The 15,765-nt window shown below is 72.2% G+C and carries 12 protein-coding genes and 1 pseudogene; 10 read left to right on the plus strand and 3 right to left on the minus strand.

What is annotated here, in order from left to right:
* The first annotated feature begins 52 nt into the window (after window positions 1–52).
* A complete protein-coding gene (locus ACFWJO_RS05240; protein WP_386863532.1) occupies window positions 53–1,354 on the plus strand; it encodes an MFS transporter in 1,302 nt (433 codons plus the stop codon).
* Here ACFWJO_RS05240 and glgX read toward each other — a convergent pair.
* A complete protein-coding gene (gene glgX / locus ACFWJO_RS05245) occupies window positions 1,323–3,443 on the minus strand; it encodes a glycogen debranching protein GlgX (RefSeq protein WP_386863465.1) in 2,121 nt (706 codons plus the stop codon). The genes ACFWJO_RS05240 and glgX overlap by 32 nt on opposite strands.
* A gap of 149 nt (window positions 3,444–3,592) precedes the next feature.
* On the opposite strand from glgX, the gene ACFWJO_RS05250 reads away from it, so the two are divergent.
* The 4 genes from ACFWJO_RS05250 to ACFWJO_RS05265 all read left to right on the plus strand — a co-directional run bounded on the left by ACFWJO_RS05250 (window position 3,593) and on the right by ACFWJO_RS05265 (window position 8,015).
* Window positions 3,593–4,435: a Tat pathway signal sequence domain protein gene (locus ACFWJO_RS05250; RefSeq protein ID WP_386863466.1), complete on the plus strand. Its 843-nt coding sequence runs from the start codon at window positions 3,593–3,595 to the stop codon at window positions 4,433–4,435.
* A 40-nt stretch (window positions 4,436–4,475) separates the two neighbouring features.
* Window positions 4,476–5,774 (plus strand): copper amine oxidase, encoded by a 1,299-nt coding sequence (locus tag ACFWJO_RS05255; protein ID WP_384420422.1) that lies wholly within the window; start codon window positions 4,476–4,478, stop codon window positions 5,772–5,774.
* Between the two features lie 143 nt (window positions 5,775–5,917).
* Window positions 5,918–7,171 (plus strand): SAV2148 family HEPN domain-containing protein, encoded by a 1,254-nt coding sequence (locus tag ACFWJO_RS05260; protein ID WP_384420420.1) that lies wholly within the window; start codon window positions 5,918–5,920, stop codon window positions 7,169–7,171.
* A gap of 121 nt (window positions 7,172–7,292) precedes the next feature.
* A complete protein-coding gene (locus tag ACFWJO_RS05265) occupies window positions 7,293–8,015 on the plus strand; it encodes a 3'-5' exonuclease (protein ID WP_386863467.1) in 723 nt (240 codons plus the stop codon).
* Window positions 8,016–8,037: 22 nt separating this feature from the next.
* On the opposite strand, the gene ACFWJO_RS05270 is transcribed toward ACFWJO_RS05265, so the two are convergent.
* A complete protein-coding gene (locus ACFWJO_RS05270) occupies window positions 8,038–8,862 on the minus strand; it encodes an alpha/beta fold hydrolase (RefSeq protein ID WP_386863468.1) in 825 nt (274 codons plus the stop codon).
* A 167-nt stretch (window positions 8,863–9,029) separates the two neighbouring features.
* Window positions 9,030–9,887 (minus strand): phosphotransferase enzyme family protein, encoded by an 858-nt coding sequence (locus ACFWJO_RS05275; protein WP_386863469.1) that lies wholly within the window; start codon window positions 9,885–9,887, stop codon window positions 9,030–9,032.
* Between the two features lie 139 nt (window positions 9,888–10,026).
* Here ACFWJO_RS05275 and ACFWJO_RS05280 point away from each other — a divergent pair, with 139 nt between their 5' ends.
* The 5 genes and pseudogenes from ACFWJO_RS05280 (at window position 10,027) to ACFWJO_RS05300 (ending at window position 15,745) form a co-directional block, all read left to right on the plus strand.
* On the plus strand, window positions 10,027–10,953 hold the full coding sequence (locus tag ACFWJO_RS05280) for a carbohydrate ABC transporter permease (protein WP_386863470.1): 927 nt from the start codon (window positions 10,027–10,029) through the stop codon (window positions 10,951–10,953).
* A complete protein-coding gene (locus ACFWJO_RS05285; RefSeq protein WP_386863471.1) occupies window positions 10,950–11,807 on the plus strand; it encodes a carbohydrate ABC transporter permease in 858 nt (285 codons plus the stop codon). Before ACFWJO_RS05280 ends, ACFWJO_RS05285 begins: the two co-directional genes overlap by 4 nt.
* Entirely contained in the window at window positions 11,804–13,108 is a 1,305-nt protein-coding gene (locus ACFWJO_RS05290; protein ID WP_386863472.1) for an ABC transporter substrate-binding protein, read from the plus strand. Before ACFWJO_RS05285 ends, ACFWJO_RS05290 begins: the two co-directional genes overlap by 4 nt.
* 3 nt (window positions 13,109–13,111) lie before the next feature.
* Window positions 13,112–14,351: pseudogene (gene mgt / locus ACFWJO_RS05295) on the plus strand (macrolide-inactivating glycosyltransferase); the annotation flags it as partial.
* A 191-nt stretch (window positions 14,352–14,542) separates the two neighbouring features.
* Complete coding sequence (locus ACFWJO_RS05300) at window positions 14,543–15,745, plus strand: S8 family serine peptidase (RefSeq protein WP_386863473.1); 1,203 nt, start codon at window positions 14,543–14,545, stop codon at window positions 15,743–15,745.
* Window positions 15,746–15,765 lie beyond the last annotated feature (20 nt).

The following is a 15,765-nucleotide window of genomic DNA, read 5'->3' on the forward strand; positions in this document are numbered from 1 at the left end:
CGCCTCATGCGCCCGTTCGTGTGCATCGCGTTACGTTCGCGTGATGCTCCGGATGTATCGCGACACCCTGGCGCTGCTGGGCCCGGTCCTGCCCGCCGTGTCCTTCCTCGGGCGGCTGCCGACCGCCATGTGCCAGCTCGGCAGCCTCCTGCTGGTCGCCGAGACCAGCGGCTCGCTCGCCACCGCGGGCCTGGCCGGCGGAGCCCTCGCCGCCGGGCAGACGGTCGCCGGACCGCTCGTCGGGCGGCTCGCGGACCGGCACGGCCAGCGTCCGGTGGTCCTCGCGGCCTCGCTCGCCAACGCCGCGGCCGTCACCGCCCTGGTGCTCGCCGCGCTGGGCCACGCCGCCACGGCCCTGCTGGTGCCGCTCGGCGCGCTCGCCGGCGCGACCGTGCCGCAGGTGGGGCCGCTCGCCAGGACCCGCTCGGTGACGCTGGCCCGGCGGGCGGGCGCCGACGACCGCACGGTGGCGACCGTGCTCTCCTTCGAGGGCACCCTCGACGAGGTCTCCTTCGTGCTCGGTCCCGCCCTGGTCGGTCTCGCCGCGTCCGTCGCCCACCCGGCCGCGGCCCTGCTGACGGCCGCCGCGCTCCTCGCGAGCTGCGGCACCGCGTTCGCGCTGCACCCGAGCGCTCGCTCGACGGCCGCGCCGAAGGCCACCCGTTCGAGTGCCGCCGAACGGACGCGCCTGCCCGCCGCCACCCAGGTGGCACCCGCCGGGCCGGGCCGGGCTCGCGACGCCCGGAGACGGCCGGTCTCGGCAGCCGCCACCTACGCCCTGCGCGGCACGATGGTGCTCCAGGGCGCCATGTTCGGTGCCTCGCAGGCCGGGATCACCGCCCTCACCGGGGACCTGGGCGTGCCCGACCAGGCCGGGCTCGTGTACGCCGCGATGGGCGTGACCAGCGCCGCCGCCGGCTTCGCGATGGCCGCCGTGCCCGCCCGGATCGGGCTCACGACCCGCTGGCGCGCGGCCACCGCTCTGCTCGTGGTGCTCGCCGCGCCGCTGGTCCTCGTCGACACCCTCGGCCTGCTGTACGTGGGCGTCGTCGTCCTCGGCGTCGCCTACGCCCCGCACCTCATCACCGTGTTCGGCCTCACCGAGCGGACCGCGCCGCCCGCCCGGCTCGCCGAGTGCATGGCCTTCCTCACCAGCGGCATCGTCGGTGGTCAGGCCCTCGCCCTGGCCGTCTCGGGCCGGCTCGCCGAGACGCACGGCGCCCCGGCCGCCTTCGGAGTGGCGGCCGGGGCGGCCCTGGCGTGCGCGGTGCTCTCCTGGGTGGTGCGCTTCCCCCGTACCCGGGAGGCGGGGACGGGGGAGGTCAGGCCGGCCGTCGAAGCACCGTCAGCGTGAGCGGGGCGAGCGTCACCCGCTCGCCGGCCGCCATCCGCGGCCCCTCCTCGGGCGGCATGCCCTCCGGATGGGAGGTGTCGACCACGACCTTCCAGCACTCGCCGTGGCTGTCCGGCACCTCGAACTCCAGCTCCTGCGACGAGGCGTTGAACATCAGCAGGAAGGAGTCGTCGGAGATCCGCTCGCCCTGCGGGCCCGGCTCGGAGATCGCGTTGCCGTTGAGGAAGACCGTCAGCGCCCTGGCGTGCGCCGCCTGCCAGTCCCGGGCCGTCATCTCCTCGCCCTGCGGGGTGAACCAGGCGATGTCCGTCAGCTCGTCGTGGGTGCCCTCCACCGGACGGCCGTGGAAGAAGCGGCGGCGCCGGAAGACCGGGTGGTCCCGGCGCAGCCGTACCATCGCCCGGGTGAACTCGAGCAGCGTCGCCTCCGGTTCGCTCCCCGCCTTCGGCCAGCGCACCCAGGAGATCTCGCTGTCCTGGCAGTACGCGTTGTTGTTGCCGCCCTGGGTGCGGCCGAACTCGTCGCCGTGGCTGAGCATCGGCACGCCCTGCGACAGCATCAGCGTGGCCAGGAAGTTGCGCATCTGGCGGGCGCGCAGCTCGCGGATGCCGATGTCGTCGGTGTCGCCCTCGGCGCCGCAGTTCCAGGACCGGTTGTAGCTCTCGCCGTCCCGGTTGCCCTCGCCGTTGGCCTCGTTGTGCTTCTCGTTGTACGAGACGAGGTCGCGCAGCGTGAAGCCGTCGTGGCAGGTGACGAAGTTGACCGAGGCCAGCGGGCGCCGCCCGTCGTCCTGGTACAGGTCGGAGGATCCGGTGAGCCGGGAGGCGAACTCGGCGAGGGTGCGCGGCTCGCCGCGCCACAGGTCGCGCACGCAGTCCCGGTACTTGCCGTTCCACTCGGCCCACTGAGGCGGGAAGTTGCCCACCTGGTAGCCGCCCTCGCCCAGGTCCCACGGCTCGGCGATCAGCTTCACCTGGCTGACCACCGGGTCCTGCTGCACCAGGTCGAAGAACGAGGACAGCCGGTCCACCTCGTGGAACTGACGGGCCAGGGTGGCCGCCAGGTCGAAGCGGAAGCCGTCCACGTGCATCTCCGTCACCCAGTACCGCAGACTGTCCATGATCAGCTGCAGCACGTGCGGGGACCGCATGAGCAGCGAGTTCCCGGTGCCGGTGGTGTCCATGTAGTACCGGGGGTCGTTGCCGAGCCGGTAGTACGAGGGGTTGTCCAGGCCGCGGAAGGACAGCGTGGGGCCCAGGTGGTTGCCCTCGGCGGTGTGGTTGTAGACCACGTCGAGGATCACCTCGATGCCGGCCTGGTGCAGGGCGCGCACCGCCGACTTGAACTCCAGGACCTGCTGGCCCCGGTCGCCCCACGAGGCGTAGGCGTTGTGCGGGGCGAAGAAGCCGATGGTGTTGTAGCCCCAGTAGTTCGACAGGCCCGCGTCGGCCAGCCGGTGGTCGTTGACGAACTGGTGGACCGGCATCAACTCCAGGGCCGTGACACCCAGTTCCTTCAGGTGCCCGATGACCGCCGGGTGCGCGAGCCCCGCGTAGGTGCCGCGCAGCTCCTCCGGCAGGTCCGGATGGAGCATCGTCAGGCCCTTCACATGGGCCTCGTAGATCACCGTGTGGTGGTACTCGGTGCGCGGGCGGCGGTCGTCGCCCCAGTCGAAGTACGGGTTGACCACGACCGAGGTCATGGTGTGCGGGGCGGAGTCGAGGTCGTTGCGGGCGTCGGGCCGTCCGAACGGATAGCCGTACACCGCCTCCCCCCACGACACCTCGCCCGCGATCGCACGTGCGTACGGGTCGAGGAGCAGCTTCGCGGGGTTGCAGCGCTGCCCGCGCTCCGGCGCGTACGGCCCGTGCACCCGGAATCCGTACCGCTGGCCGGGCATCACGCCCGGCAGATAGGCATGCCGCACGAACGCGTCGGTCTCGCGCAGCTCGACGGCCGTCTCCGTGCCGTCGTCGTCGAGCAGACACAGCTCGATCCGGTGGGCGGCCTCCGAGAAGACCGCGAAATTGGTACCGGCACCGTCGTAGGTGGCGCCCAGGGGGTACGCCTGTCCCGGCCAGACCTGCATAGGCGAAACTCTTCCACTTCTGATCCGGGGGCAAGGGTGGTGACTCGGCCAGATCCTGCCCGAAACAGGGGCAACCTCCTAGGACTTCGACCCGTCCTACCGGGTGACCACACCTCATAGGGGGAAAAATTGAGGAATTGGGGGGAAGTGTGTACGAAATAGTGCGCCGCCACCTGGGCAAGGTGGTGGCCGGCGCCGCCATGGCGGTGACCGGGACCGCGGTCGCCGTCGCCGTCGCCCTGCCGGGCAGCGCCGGAGCCGACGAAGCCCGGCCCGGCGGCTCCGCCGCCCCGGGCCCGACCGCGTCCGGCACGTCCGGCACGCCGGGCTCGCAGGAGGGCGACGGCCCGGCGCCGGGACCCGCGACCCTGGCCTCTCCGCCGCCCGAGGGCGCGAAGGGCGTGGGCACCGATCCGCTCACCGACGACGAGCTGAAGCGGGCCGAGGCCCTGGCGCTGACCCCGCCGGCCGCCGCCGCCCAGCGCGACGCGCAGCGGAACGCCGAGGGCGGCCGGGGGCCGCAGCACCTCGCGACCGAACTCGCCGACCCGGCGCCCGGCGAGGAGACCGGCGGCCCGCGCCGCGCCCTGGTCCGCTTCTACGACTACGGCCGCGACGAGCTCATCACCCGCACCGTCAACCTCGACACCGGCAAGGTCGAACAGTCCGGCGCCCAGCGCGGCGTCCAGCCCTCGGCCCACCCCGAGGAGCTCCGCGCCGCCCTGCGGCTGATTCTGGACAGCCCGCTCGGCAAGGGCGCCAAGGAGGACTACAAGGACGCCACCGGCAAGGAGCTCACCTCCACCGACCAGCTCTGGTTCAACGGCGACGTCTACCGCACCTACCGCGAGAAGGACGTGCCGCAGCAGCTGTCGAAGTGCGGTGAGCACCGCTGCGTCCGGCTCGTCACCAAGGTGCTGAACGGTGCCTGGATCGACACCCGCGGCCTGATCGTCGACCTCAGCGCCAGGACCGTCACCCGCGTCGGCTGACCACCGACGCGCTCCATCCGTACCGAGGGAGTACGCATCCATGTCCTCTTCGCGACTTCGGCACGCCCGCAACGCGGGTGCCGTCCTCGCCGCCGGCGCCCTGCTCGGCACCGTCGCCACCACCACCGGCGCCACCACGGCCGCCGCCGCGCCCGCCGCACCGGCGCCCGCCGACTGCTCCGCCGCCTACCGCGTCGAGCAGAAGCTCGACGGCGGCACCGTGTGGCGCATGTGCTGGCGCTACTCGACCGACTCCGGGCTGATCCTGGACAAGGTCACCTACCAGCCGCCCGGCGAGCGGGCCCCGATCCGGGTCCTGAACAGCGCCAAGCTCGCCCAGATCCACGTGCCCTACGACGACGGCAACGCCGAGTACGACGACCTCACCGGCGCCGGCTTCGGCATGGGCCTGCAGAACCTCAAGCCCGGCGAGTGCCCCGGCGGCACCATCACCACCGTGAAGGTCCCCGACGTCGGCAGGATCAACGGCCTGTGCACCACCACCCGGGCCCGCGGGCACGCCTACCGGATGGCCGCCGACACCGGCAGCAAGGTCTGGCAGGCCCAGGGCAAGGACCTGCTCGTGTACACCGTCAACAAGGTCGGCTGGTACGAGTACATCAGCGAGTGGCGGTTCTCGTCCGACGGCACCATCGGGATGAACGTCGGCGCCACCGGCAGCCTCTCGCCCGTCGACTACAACGCCACCGACGGCCGCGGCTGGCCCATCGGCAAGGGCGCCCGCGACTACGCCACCAGCCACGCCCACAACGTCTTCTGGAAGCTGGACTTCGGTCTCGACGGCAGCAACAAGGGCCGCATCGAACAGTTCGACTCCAAGGTCACGCCGCCCGCACGGGACGGCAGCCCGACCGTGAAGACCACCCGGACCGTGGTCACCAAGGAACTCGCCGGGGACGCCAGGAACATGCGCTGGTGGCGAGTGGTCAGCGAGACCGGCAAGAACAAGGACGGCCACGCGCGCTCGTACGAGATCGTGCCGGGCCACACCAACACCTACGCCGGACGGCCCTACACCAAGCACGACGTCTACTTCACCCAGGCCCGCGCCTGCGAGCAGTTCGCCAGCAACAACATCCTGGACTGCGGGCGCAACGCGCCGACCAGCGTGGACAAGTGGGTGAACGGCGAGACCCTGAAGAATCCGGCGGTCTGGGTCAACATCGGGTTCCACCACGTCGCCCGTGACGAGGACCAGCAGCCGATGCCGGTCCACTGGCAGGGATTCCAGCTCGCGCCCAGGGACGTAACCGCTATGAATCCGCTCACTCCGGCCGATCTCGCCAACCAGAACGGGGCCCCGAATCTGGGTAGTTGAGCAACAGGCCGGGCGATCCTGCTGCATCGCCTCCCGCTGCCGGAGTACCCTTCCTTGATCGTTGCCGATCATTGTCAGATGGTAGTTCCCGCCGGTGTCCCAGTCGGCGGAACGGGTGTCCGGGAGCAGAAGGCGGTGCGCGGGTGAGCTCGGGAGGTCTGGAGCTGCCCCCAGGTGAGGCGGGTCACGACGGGGGACCGGCCGAGCCCGCGGAGGCGCCGCCCGGCGCGGTCTCCGTCGCCCGGCCCGTCGAGATCGGCGCCGAACTGGAGTGGGGCGCGGAGGCGTGGAGCGAGGTGCGGACCCGGGCCCAGCGCGCCGGCCGCGCCTACATCTGGCTGAATCTCGTCGAACAGCGGCTGCGGGCCGTCGTCGCCGCCGTGCTGCGCCCGGTGTACGAGCCGGTGCACGGCGAGGAGTGGGTGGTGGCGGCGGCCGGGCCCGCCGGACAGGAATGGGTCCAGCGGGCGGTGGCCGTCCGTGAGGTCTCGCGCCGCAAGGGCTATCTGCTCGACCCGGCCGACGACAACGTGCTCAGCTTCCTCACCCTCCCGCAGCTGCGGGAGCTGATGGTGCAGCACTGGCCGTGCTTCGAGCCGTACTTCGACGACCGGCGCGAGGTGGAACTCGCCCTGGACGAGCTGGAGGTGACCCGCAACGTCGTCTCCCGCAACCGGGCCCTCTCGCTGACCGTGCTCGCCCAGTCCGAGCGGGCCTCCGCCCGGCTCCTGGAGATCCTCGGGAGCGGGGCCGGGGTGCCCTCGGCCGACCGGCTGCCGGTCGACGCCGTCGAGGACCTGGTCGGCGACCGGTACGCGGACGTGGTCTCCGTCCACCCCGACCGGGTCAGGCTCCAGCGACAGCTGCCCGCAGAGGACCTGTTCGGCGGGGCCCGTCGGCTCGACGCCACCGGCATAGGCCTGAACCTGCTGGTGCAGAACTTCTCCGGGCGGCGCATGGTGCGGCTCGCCGAGTCGGGCTGCCGGATACGGCTGCTCTTCCTCAACCCGGCGAGCAGCGCCGTCAAGCGGCGCGAACGGGAGCTCGGCCTGAAGAAGGGCGAGCTGAGCCGCTCGGTCGAGATGAACATCCTGCACATGCGCCGGGTCCGCTCCAAGCTGCGCGACCCGGGCGCCTTCCAGATCCACGTCTTCGACGAGACGCCGCGCTTCACCGCCTATCTCGTGGACGGCGACGGCCCCGACGGGGTCGCCGTCGTCCAGCCGTACCTGCGCAAGGCCCGCGGCATGGAGGCCCCGGTGCTCGTGCTGCGCGGCGGCGGACGGAACGTGGTGCGGGCCGGACAGGGATACGACGGCAGCGGCGAACACGGACTTTTCGCGACATACCGGGAGGAATTCGAGTCGGTGTGGCTCGACTCACGACCGGTCTCCTGACTCTCTCCGGCCGGTCACGGGACGCCTTCCGGACGCCTTCCGGACGCCCTCGCGACCGGATTGTCAGTGCGGCGTGCGAGGGTGTGCACACCAACGGGGGAGATCACGTAAGGAGGACCCGATGGCTTGGTACGGGGAAAAGCTGGCCGGCTTCGACCTGGAGACGACCGGTACGGACCCGCTGGAGGCCCGCATCGTCACGGCCTCCGTCGTCGGCGTCCACGGCGGCGAGGTGGTGCGCCAGCAGGACTGGCTCGCCGACCCGGGCATCCGCATCCCGGCGCAGGCGTCCGCGATCCACGGCATCAGCAGCGAGCGCGCCGCCGCGGAGGGACGCCCGGTGCGCGAGGTGGCCGACGAGATCGCCGACACCCTGACCGGCTACTGGTCGCGGGGCGTCCCGGTCGTCGCGTACAACGCCTCCTTCGACCTCAGCCTGCTCTCGGCCGAGTTGCGGCGGCACGGACTGCCCTCGCTCGCCGAGCGGCTCGGCGGCGCCCCGACCGGCCCGGTCCTCGACCCGTACACCATCGACCGCGCCGTCGACCGCTACCGGCGCGGCAAGCGCACCCTGGAAGCGGTCTGCGCCGAGTACGGGGTCGTGCTCACCAGCGCCCACCAGGCGTCCGCCGACGCGCTGGCCGCGGTCCGGGTCGCCGTCGCGATAGCCGAGCGGCACGCCGCCGTGGCCGCGCTCGACCCGGCCGCGCTGCACGAGCGTCAGATCGTCTGGTACCGGGAGTGGGCCGAGGACTTCCAGTCCTTCCTGCGCCGCAAGGGCGAGACGGACGCGGTCGTCGACCCGACGTGGCCGCTGCGCGAGCCGGCACCGGTCGCCGGCTGAGGGCCCGTCCGAGGGCCCGCCCTCAGCCGTTCGCCCCGAGGAAGTCGAGCAGCAGCTCGTTGACCCTCTCCGGCCGGTCCAGCTGGAGCCAGTGGCCCGCGTCCTCCACGCGCTCGTAGCGCCAGGGACCGGCGACGTGCCTGCCGGTGTCCGCCATCGACCGCTCGGTGAGGAAGCGGTCGCCGGTGGACCAGACGCCCATCACCGGGACCTGCGCGGGCAGCGGCGACACCGGGAGGACCGGTGCGAACTGGACCTCCGCCGGCAGGCCCGAGCGGTAGATGTTGAGCGCCGCGGTCAGCCCGCCCGGCTCCTTCAGCGGCTTGAGGACCGCCTCGCGGTCGGGGTGCTCGGCCAGCATCTCGTGCAGGTTGGCGTGGTCGTCGTGCGACAGCCAGTTCTCGGCCACCTCCGGAAGCTGGAACAGCAGCATGTACCAGGACCGCTGCTTCTGCTCCCAGCCCGCGTCGCGGACCGCGCCGATGTGCCCGACGGACAGGATGCTCAGGCTGCGCACCCGGTCCGGCAGCGCCTGGGTGAAGCCCTGGACGATGCCGGAGCCCCAGTCGTGGCCCACCAGGTGGACCCGGTCGGTCTCCAGCCGGTCGAGCAGCTGCACCATGTCGCCCACGTGCTTCGCCGGGTGGTACGCCTCCGGTCCGCCCTCCGGCCGGTCCGAGCCGCCGAAACCCCGCAGGGTCGGCGCGACCGTGCGGTAGCCGGCCGCGTTCAGGGCCGGGATCTGATGGCGCCACAGGTCGTGCGAGTCCGGGAAGCCGTGGACGAGCAGCACGGTCGGGCCCTCGCCGCTGACCTCGACGTCCAGCGTGACGTCCGACAGTTCCATCCGCATTCCCCACACCCCGTTCGTCACCGGTCGGTTCGACGGGCCCATGATGTCAGGTCCCGGTGGACGGGAGGCCGTGCGAAAGGCGGCTTTCGGCAACGCGGCCGTCGGCAACGCTGCTGTCGGCAACGAGGCCGTCGGTAACGCTGCCGTCGGCCGGGCGGCTGTCAGAAGGAGTACCAGCGCACCTCGGGATCGCCGTCCCGCAGCGACGCCACCCGCCGCTCGAACTCGGCCAGTGCCTTCGGGTTCGACGGCGCGTGCTGGGCCACCCAGGCGCAGCTCGCGGTCTCCCGTGCCCCGCGCAGCACCGCGCAGCCCTCCCATGCGCGCACGTCCCAGCCGTACGCCGCGGTGAAGGCGTCGTAGGCGGCCGGGTCGAGGCCGTAGCGGTCCCGGGAGAGGGCGAGGACCACGAGGTCGTGCTCGCGCAGGTCGGAGGAGAAGGTCTCCAGGTCCACCAGGACCGGCCCCTCGGGGCCCACGTGGACGTTGCGCGGGAGGGCGTCGCCGTGGATGGGTCCGGGCGCGAGGTGCGGGGTGAGCGCGGCGGCGGCCGGCGCGAAGGAGTCGCGCCGCTCGCGCAGGAACGCGGCGTCGGCCGGGTCGATCGCGTCGCCCGCGAGCCGCAGCCAGCGCTCGACCCCGCCGAGCAGGTCCCGCCGCGGCAGGGTGAGGCCCTCCGGCTCCGGCAGGGCGTGCACCGCCTTCAGGAGCGGGGCGAGATCGCGCGGCTCGGCGGGCCGGACCGCCTCGGGCAGCCGGTGCCACACGGTGACCGGGTGCCCCTCGGCCACCAGCGGCTTGGGCTCCGCGGCCCGTACCGCCGGGACGCCGCTCGCCTCGAGCCAGCCGGCCAGGGCCAGCTCCCGCTCGGCGCGCGGCAGCAGCTCGGGGTCGCGGCCGACCTTGACCACCAGGTCGCCGAGGGCGAAGACCGCGTTCTCGCCGAACGCCAGCAACGTCGCGTCACCGGCCCGCAGTCCCGCCGCGGCCAGGATCTCCCGTACCCGCGCCTCGTCCATCGTTCTCTCCCCACGGCAGTGCGATTTCGCCAAAGTCTCGCATCCGTGCTGGTCACCTTGACGAACCGACGGCCCGTCAGGACGATGACCGAGTCCCAGGCAAGGTGGCAAACCGGGCATAGGGGGAGCATTGGCGAGTGTGGTGACCGCGCCGAAGCGGTCCTCGGACCGCACCACTCCCGGCCGGGCCCGCGGCGGCCCCGGCCGCGACCACGGCGCCTGGTTCCTGGTCCTGCCCGCCCTGCTCCCGATCCTGCTGCTCAGCGTCGGCCCGCTGCTCTACGGCATCGCCCTCGCCTTCACCGACGCCCAGTCCGGCCGCACCCAGGCCACCAGCTGGATCGGCACCCTCAACTTCCAGGACCTCCTCCACGACACCCTCTTCTGGGACTCCTTCCGCATCGGCCTGCTGTGGGCGGTCGGCGTCACCGTCCCGCAGTTCCTGCTGGCCCTCGGCCTCGCGCTGCTGCTCAACCAGGACCTGCGGCTGCGCTGGCTGGCCCGCGCGCTGGCGATCGTCCCGTGGGCGATGCCCGAGGTCGTCGTCGGCATCATGTGGCGGCTGGTCTACAACCCGGACGCGGGCATCCTCAACGAGACCCTGGGCGACCTCGGCCTCGGCGACGGACGCGCCTGGCTCAGCGGCCTCGGCACCGCGCTGCCCGCCGTCATCGTCGTCGGCGTCTGGGCCGGCATGCCCCAGACGACGGTCGCGCTGCTCGCCGGCGTCCAGAACACGCCGCGCGAGCTCCACGAGGCCGCCGCACTCGACGGCGCGGGCGCCTGGCGCCGCTTCCGCACCGTCACCTGGCCGGCCCTCAGACCCGTCGCCCTCGCCATCACCTCCCTCAACTTCATCTGGAACCTCAACTCCTTCGCCCTGGTCTACGTGCTGACCAACGGCGGACCCGGCGGCCGCACCCGGCTGCCCATGCTCTTCGCCTATGAGGAGGCCTTCCGTTACGGCCAGTTCGGCTACGCCGCCGCCATGGGCTGCGTGCTCGTCGCCGTCGTCTCCGTCCTCCTCGCCCTGTATCTCGTCGGCCGGCTGAAGGAGGAACGGTGAGGGACCGCCCGGTGAGTGCCTTCCGCAGCCGCGGGCCCGCCCGCGCGGGCCAGTACGCGGCGCTCCTCGCGTATCTGGTCTTCCTCGGGTTCCCGTTCCTGTGGCTGCTCTCCACCGCCTTCAAACCGGCCACGGAACTGGGCTCCCTGCATCCCACCTGGATCCCGGAGGACCCCACCCTCGACAACTTCCGGCAGGCCTTCGGCGAACAGCCGCTGCTCAGGGCCGCCGGGAACAGCCTGCTCGCGGCGCTCGCCGCAGCCGTCGTCGCGGTGGCCGTGGCCACTCCCATGGCCTACGTCCTCGCCCGGCATCGGTCCCGGCTCACCGCCGCCGCCACCGGCTGGGTCGTGGTCAGCCAGGCCTTCCCGTTCGTCCTGCTGATCATCCCGCTGTTCCTGGTCCTCAAGAACCTCCACCTGGTCAACAGCCTGCCGGGCCTGGTCCTGGTGTACGTGGTGTGGTCGCTGCCCTTCGCACTGTGGATGCTGACCGGATACGTACGCGCCGTCCCGGTCGAGCTGGAGGAGGCCGCCGCCGTCGACGGCGCCGGACGGCTGCGCACCCTCGTCTCGGTCACCGCGCCGCTGCTGGCGCCGGGGCTCGTCGCCACCGCGCTGTTCGCCTTCGTGACCGCGTGGAACGAGTTCTTCTTCGCCCTCGTCCTGCTCAAGACCCCCGAGAAACAGACCCTGCCCGTGGTCCTCACCCACTTCCTCGGCGCGGAGGGCGTGGCCGACCTCGGACCGCTCGCCGCCGCGGCCTTCCTCGCCACCCTGCCCTCCCTGCTCGTCTTCGCCGTCATCCAGCGGCGGATCACCGGCGGCATGCTGGCCGGGGCGGTGAAGTCATGAGGCGGGCCCGGCGGTTCGCGGCCACGGTCGCCGCCCTCGCGCTGCTCCTCACGGGGGCGGGGTGCACGGCGGACGACGGCCCCGGCGACGGGGTGATCCGCCTGCGCTTCCAGTCGCTCGCCTGGCAGAAGGAGTCCGTCGACGCCAACAAGGAACTGGTGCGCGAGTGGAACGCCGCCCACCCCGGCATCCAGGTCGACTACGTCCAGGGCAGCTGGGACTCCGTCCACGACCAGCTGCTCACCTCCTTCGAGGGCGGCGAGGCCCCCGACATCGTCCACGACGCCTCCGACGACCTCGCCGACTTTGCCTACGGCGGCTACCTCGCCGACCTGCGCCCCCTGCTGCCCGAGCGGCTGCGCGCTGGCATCCCCGAGCACAGCTGGCGCAGCACCACCTTCGGCGACGGCGTCTACGGGGTGCCCTTCCTCCAGGAACCGCGGATGATCATGGCGAACCGGAAGCTGCTCGCCGAGGCCGGGGTCCGCATCCCGACCGCCGGACGGCCGTGGAGCTGGGAGGAGTTCCGGGCCGTGGCCCGGGATCTGACGGCGAGGATGGGCGAGGGCAGGTACGCGGTCGCCTGGCCGCTCAAGGAACCGGTCTCCGTCTCGCTCAACCTGAGCCTCTCGGCCGGCGGCCGGCTCTTCCACCGCGCGCCCGACGGCAAGGTCGCCCTGCGCTTCGAGGGCGGCGACGCGGTCGTGCCCGGCACCGTCCGGGCCATGATCGACACCGACCGGACCGCCTCCCGGGCCACCCTCGGCAGCGGCGGCTCCGACACGCTGCCCGGCTTCTTCGGCGGGAAGTACGCCATGGTGCCGCTGGGCTTCTCGTACCGGCAGCAGATCGTCCAGCAGGCGCCCGAGGGCTTCGACTGGATCGTGCTGCCGGCGCCCGCCGGGGCGGGCGGGCTCGCGCAGGGCGTCAGCCCGCAGACGCTCTCCATCGCCGAGGACAGCCCGCACAAGAAGGAGGCCGCCGCCTTCCTGGACTTCTTCCTCCGGCCCAGCAACCAGGTCCGGCTCGCCCTCGGCGACTGGATGCTGCCCACCTCCACCGCCGCGCTCGCCGATCCCGCCCTGCACACCGAGGAGTTCGGCTGGGCCACCGGCGCCGCGGTCGCGCGCGAGCTGCGGCCCGCGCCCGCGCAGTCGGTGCGCGGCTACCCCGAGTGGAAGGACAAGGTCGCCACGCCCGCCTTCCAGGAGTACTACAGCGGCGCGATCGACGCCGCCGAGCTGAGACGTCGCCTGGTGGAGGACGGAAACCGGGTGCTCGCCCGCTACCAGCGGGACTGAAATGAAGTAGACGAGACGTTTCGTCTCGCATACGGTGGGGTTCATGACCACGACCCCGCACGCCCACATCGCCATGTTCTCCATCGCCGCCCACGGCCACGTGAACCCCAGCCTGGACGTCATCCGCGAACTCGTGGACCGGGGCCACCGCGTGAGCTACGCGATCCCCGCCGCGTTCGCCGAGAAGGTCGCCGCCACCGGCGCCACTCCCGTCCTCTACGAGTCGGTGCTCCCCACCGACGACGACCCCGACGCCTGGGGCACCGAACTCATCGACAACCTGGAGCCGTTCCTCGCGGACGCCGTCCAGGCCCTGCCGCAGCTCGCCGCCGCCTTCGACGGCGACCGCCCCGACCTCGTCCTGCACGACATCACCTCGTACCCCGCCCGTGTCCTCGCCCACACCTGGGGCGTCCCCGCCGTCTCGCTCTGGCCGAATCTCGTCCCCTGGGAGGGCTACGAGGAGGAGGTCGCCGAGCCGATGTACGCCGAGCTCAAGGCCTCACCCCGCGGCAAGGCGTACTACGCGCGCTTCGAGGAGTGGCTCGGCGCCCACGGCATCGACGCCCACCCCGACCCCTTCGTCGGGCGGCCGCGCCGCGGCATCGTGCTCATCCCGCGGGCGCTCCAGCCGCACGCCGACCGCGTCGACGAGTCCGTCTTCACCTTCGTCGGCCAGTGCCGCAGCGAGGAGACGGGACCGGGGGAGTGGCGGCGGCCCGCGACGGCCGACAAGGTGCTCCTGGTCTCGCTCGGCTCGGCCTTCACCAAGCAGCCGGCCTTCTACCGGGACTGCGTCGAGGCCTTCGGCGGACTCGACGGCTGGCATGTCGTCCTGCAGATCGGGAAGTTCGTCGACCCCGCCGAGCTGGGCGAGGTCCCGGACAACATCGAGGTGCACCCGTGGGTGCCGCAGCCGGCGATCCTCCGCGAGGCCGACGCCTTCGTCACCCACGCCGGCGCGGGCGGCAGCCAGGAGGGCCTCGCCACCGCGACGCCGATGGTCGCCGTGCCGCAGGCCGTCGACCAGTTCGGCAACGCCGACATGCTCCAGTCGCTCGGCGTCGCCCGCCACCTGCCGATGGACGAGGTGACTCCCGAGCGGCTGCGCGAGGCCGTGCTCACGCTCGTCGCCGACCCCGAAGTCGCCCGCAGGGCACGGGAGATCCAGGAGCAGATGGCGAAGGAGGGCGGCACGCGGCGGGCCGCGGACCTGATCGAGGCGGAGCTGCCGCACGCCTAAGTGGCCCGTGGCAAGGGGCGAGTTGAGGAGACTCGCCCCTTTTCTCTTTAAGAAAGCTTGTTGAAAAAGTCACAGGTGTGTGAAGGCCTTGATTTGCACTCGTCAATGCGTAAGGGTTTCGAACGAGCGACCGGAAAGTTTTCGTCCGGTGGCCCAACCCCCCACAAATCCTGACGAGGAGACCCCTCTTCATGGCCATACACAAGCGTGTCCGCCGGACCCGTTACCTCGCCGTCACGACCGCGATCGCCGCAGCCGCCGGAGTCACCGTCCTTACCGGCCAGTTCGCCGGCGCGGCGCCCGCGCCCGCCGAAGGCACGGTCTACGGACTCGGAGTCGAAGGCGCCGTCGCCGGCAGCTACGTCGTGCTGCTCGACGAGCAGGCGAACAAGGCCGACCTGGCGAAGGAGTACGGCGGCACCCTGCGCCGCAGCTACGACTCCGCCGTCAACGGCTTCTCCGTCAACAACCTCACCGAGACCGAGGCCAAGCGCCTCGCCGCCGACCCGGCGGTCGCCAAGGTCGTCCAGAACCGCCGCTTCACCATCAACGCCACCCAGGAGAACCCGCCTTCGTGGGGTCTCGACCGCGTCGACCAGACCGACACGGCCGGCGACGCGAAGTACACCTACCCCGACAGCGGGGGCGAGGGCGTCACCGCGTACGTCATCGACACCGGAGTCCGCATCACCCACAAGGACTTCGGCGGCCGTGCCTCGTACGGCTTCGACGCCGTCGACAACGACGACACCGCCCAGGACGGCAACGGCCACGGCACCCACGTGGCCGGCACCATCGCCGGCACGGACCACGGCGTCGCCAAGAAGGCGAAGATCGTCGCCGTCCGCGTCCTCGACGACAACGGCTCCGGCACCACCGAGCAGGTCGTCGCGGGCATCGACTGGGTCACCAAGAACCACCAGGGCCCCTCCGTCGCCAACATGAGCCTCGGCGGCGGCGCCGACCCGGCTCTCGACGACGCGGTCAAGAAGGCCATCGCCTCCGGCGTGACCTTCGGCGTCGCCGCCGGCAACGAGTCCTCCGACGCCGGCCAGGGCTCGCCGTCCCGGGTCACCGAGGCGATCACCGTCGCCTCCTCGACCAAGGACGACGAGCAGTCCAGCTTCTCCAACTTCGGCTCGGTCGTGGACCTCTACGCCCCGGGCTCGGAGATCACCTCCGCCTGGAACGACAGCGACACCGGTACGAAGACCATCTCCGGCACGTCGATGGCCACCCCGCACGTGGTCGGCGCCGCCGCCGTCTACCTCGCGGGCCACACCGACGCGACTCCGGACCAGGTCGCCCAGGCGCTGATCGACGGCGCCACGCCCGACAAGATCTCCAACCCGTCGGAGGGCACCGCCAACAAGCTCCTGAAGATCGTCGAGTAACGGCGGAAACCCCGGACGGC

Source organism: Streptomyces sp. NPDC127092 (assembly GCF_042722475.1).
Classification (GTDB): Bacteria; Actinomycetota; Actinomycetes; order Streptomycetales; family Streptomycetaceae; genus Streptomyces.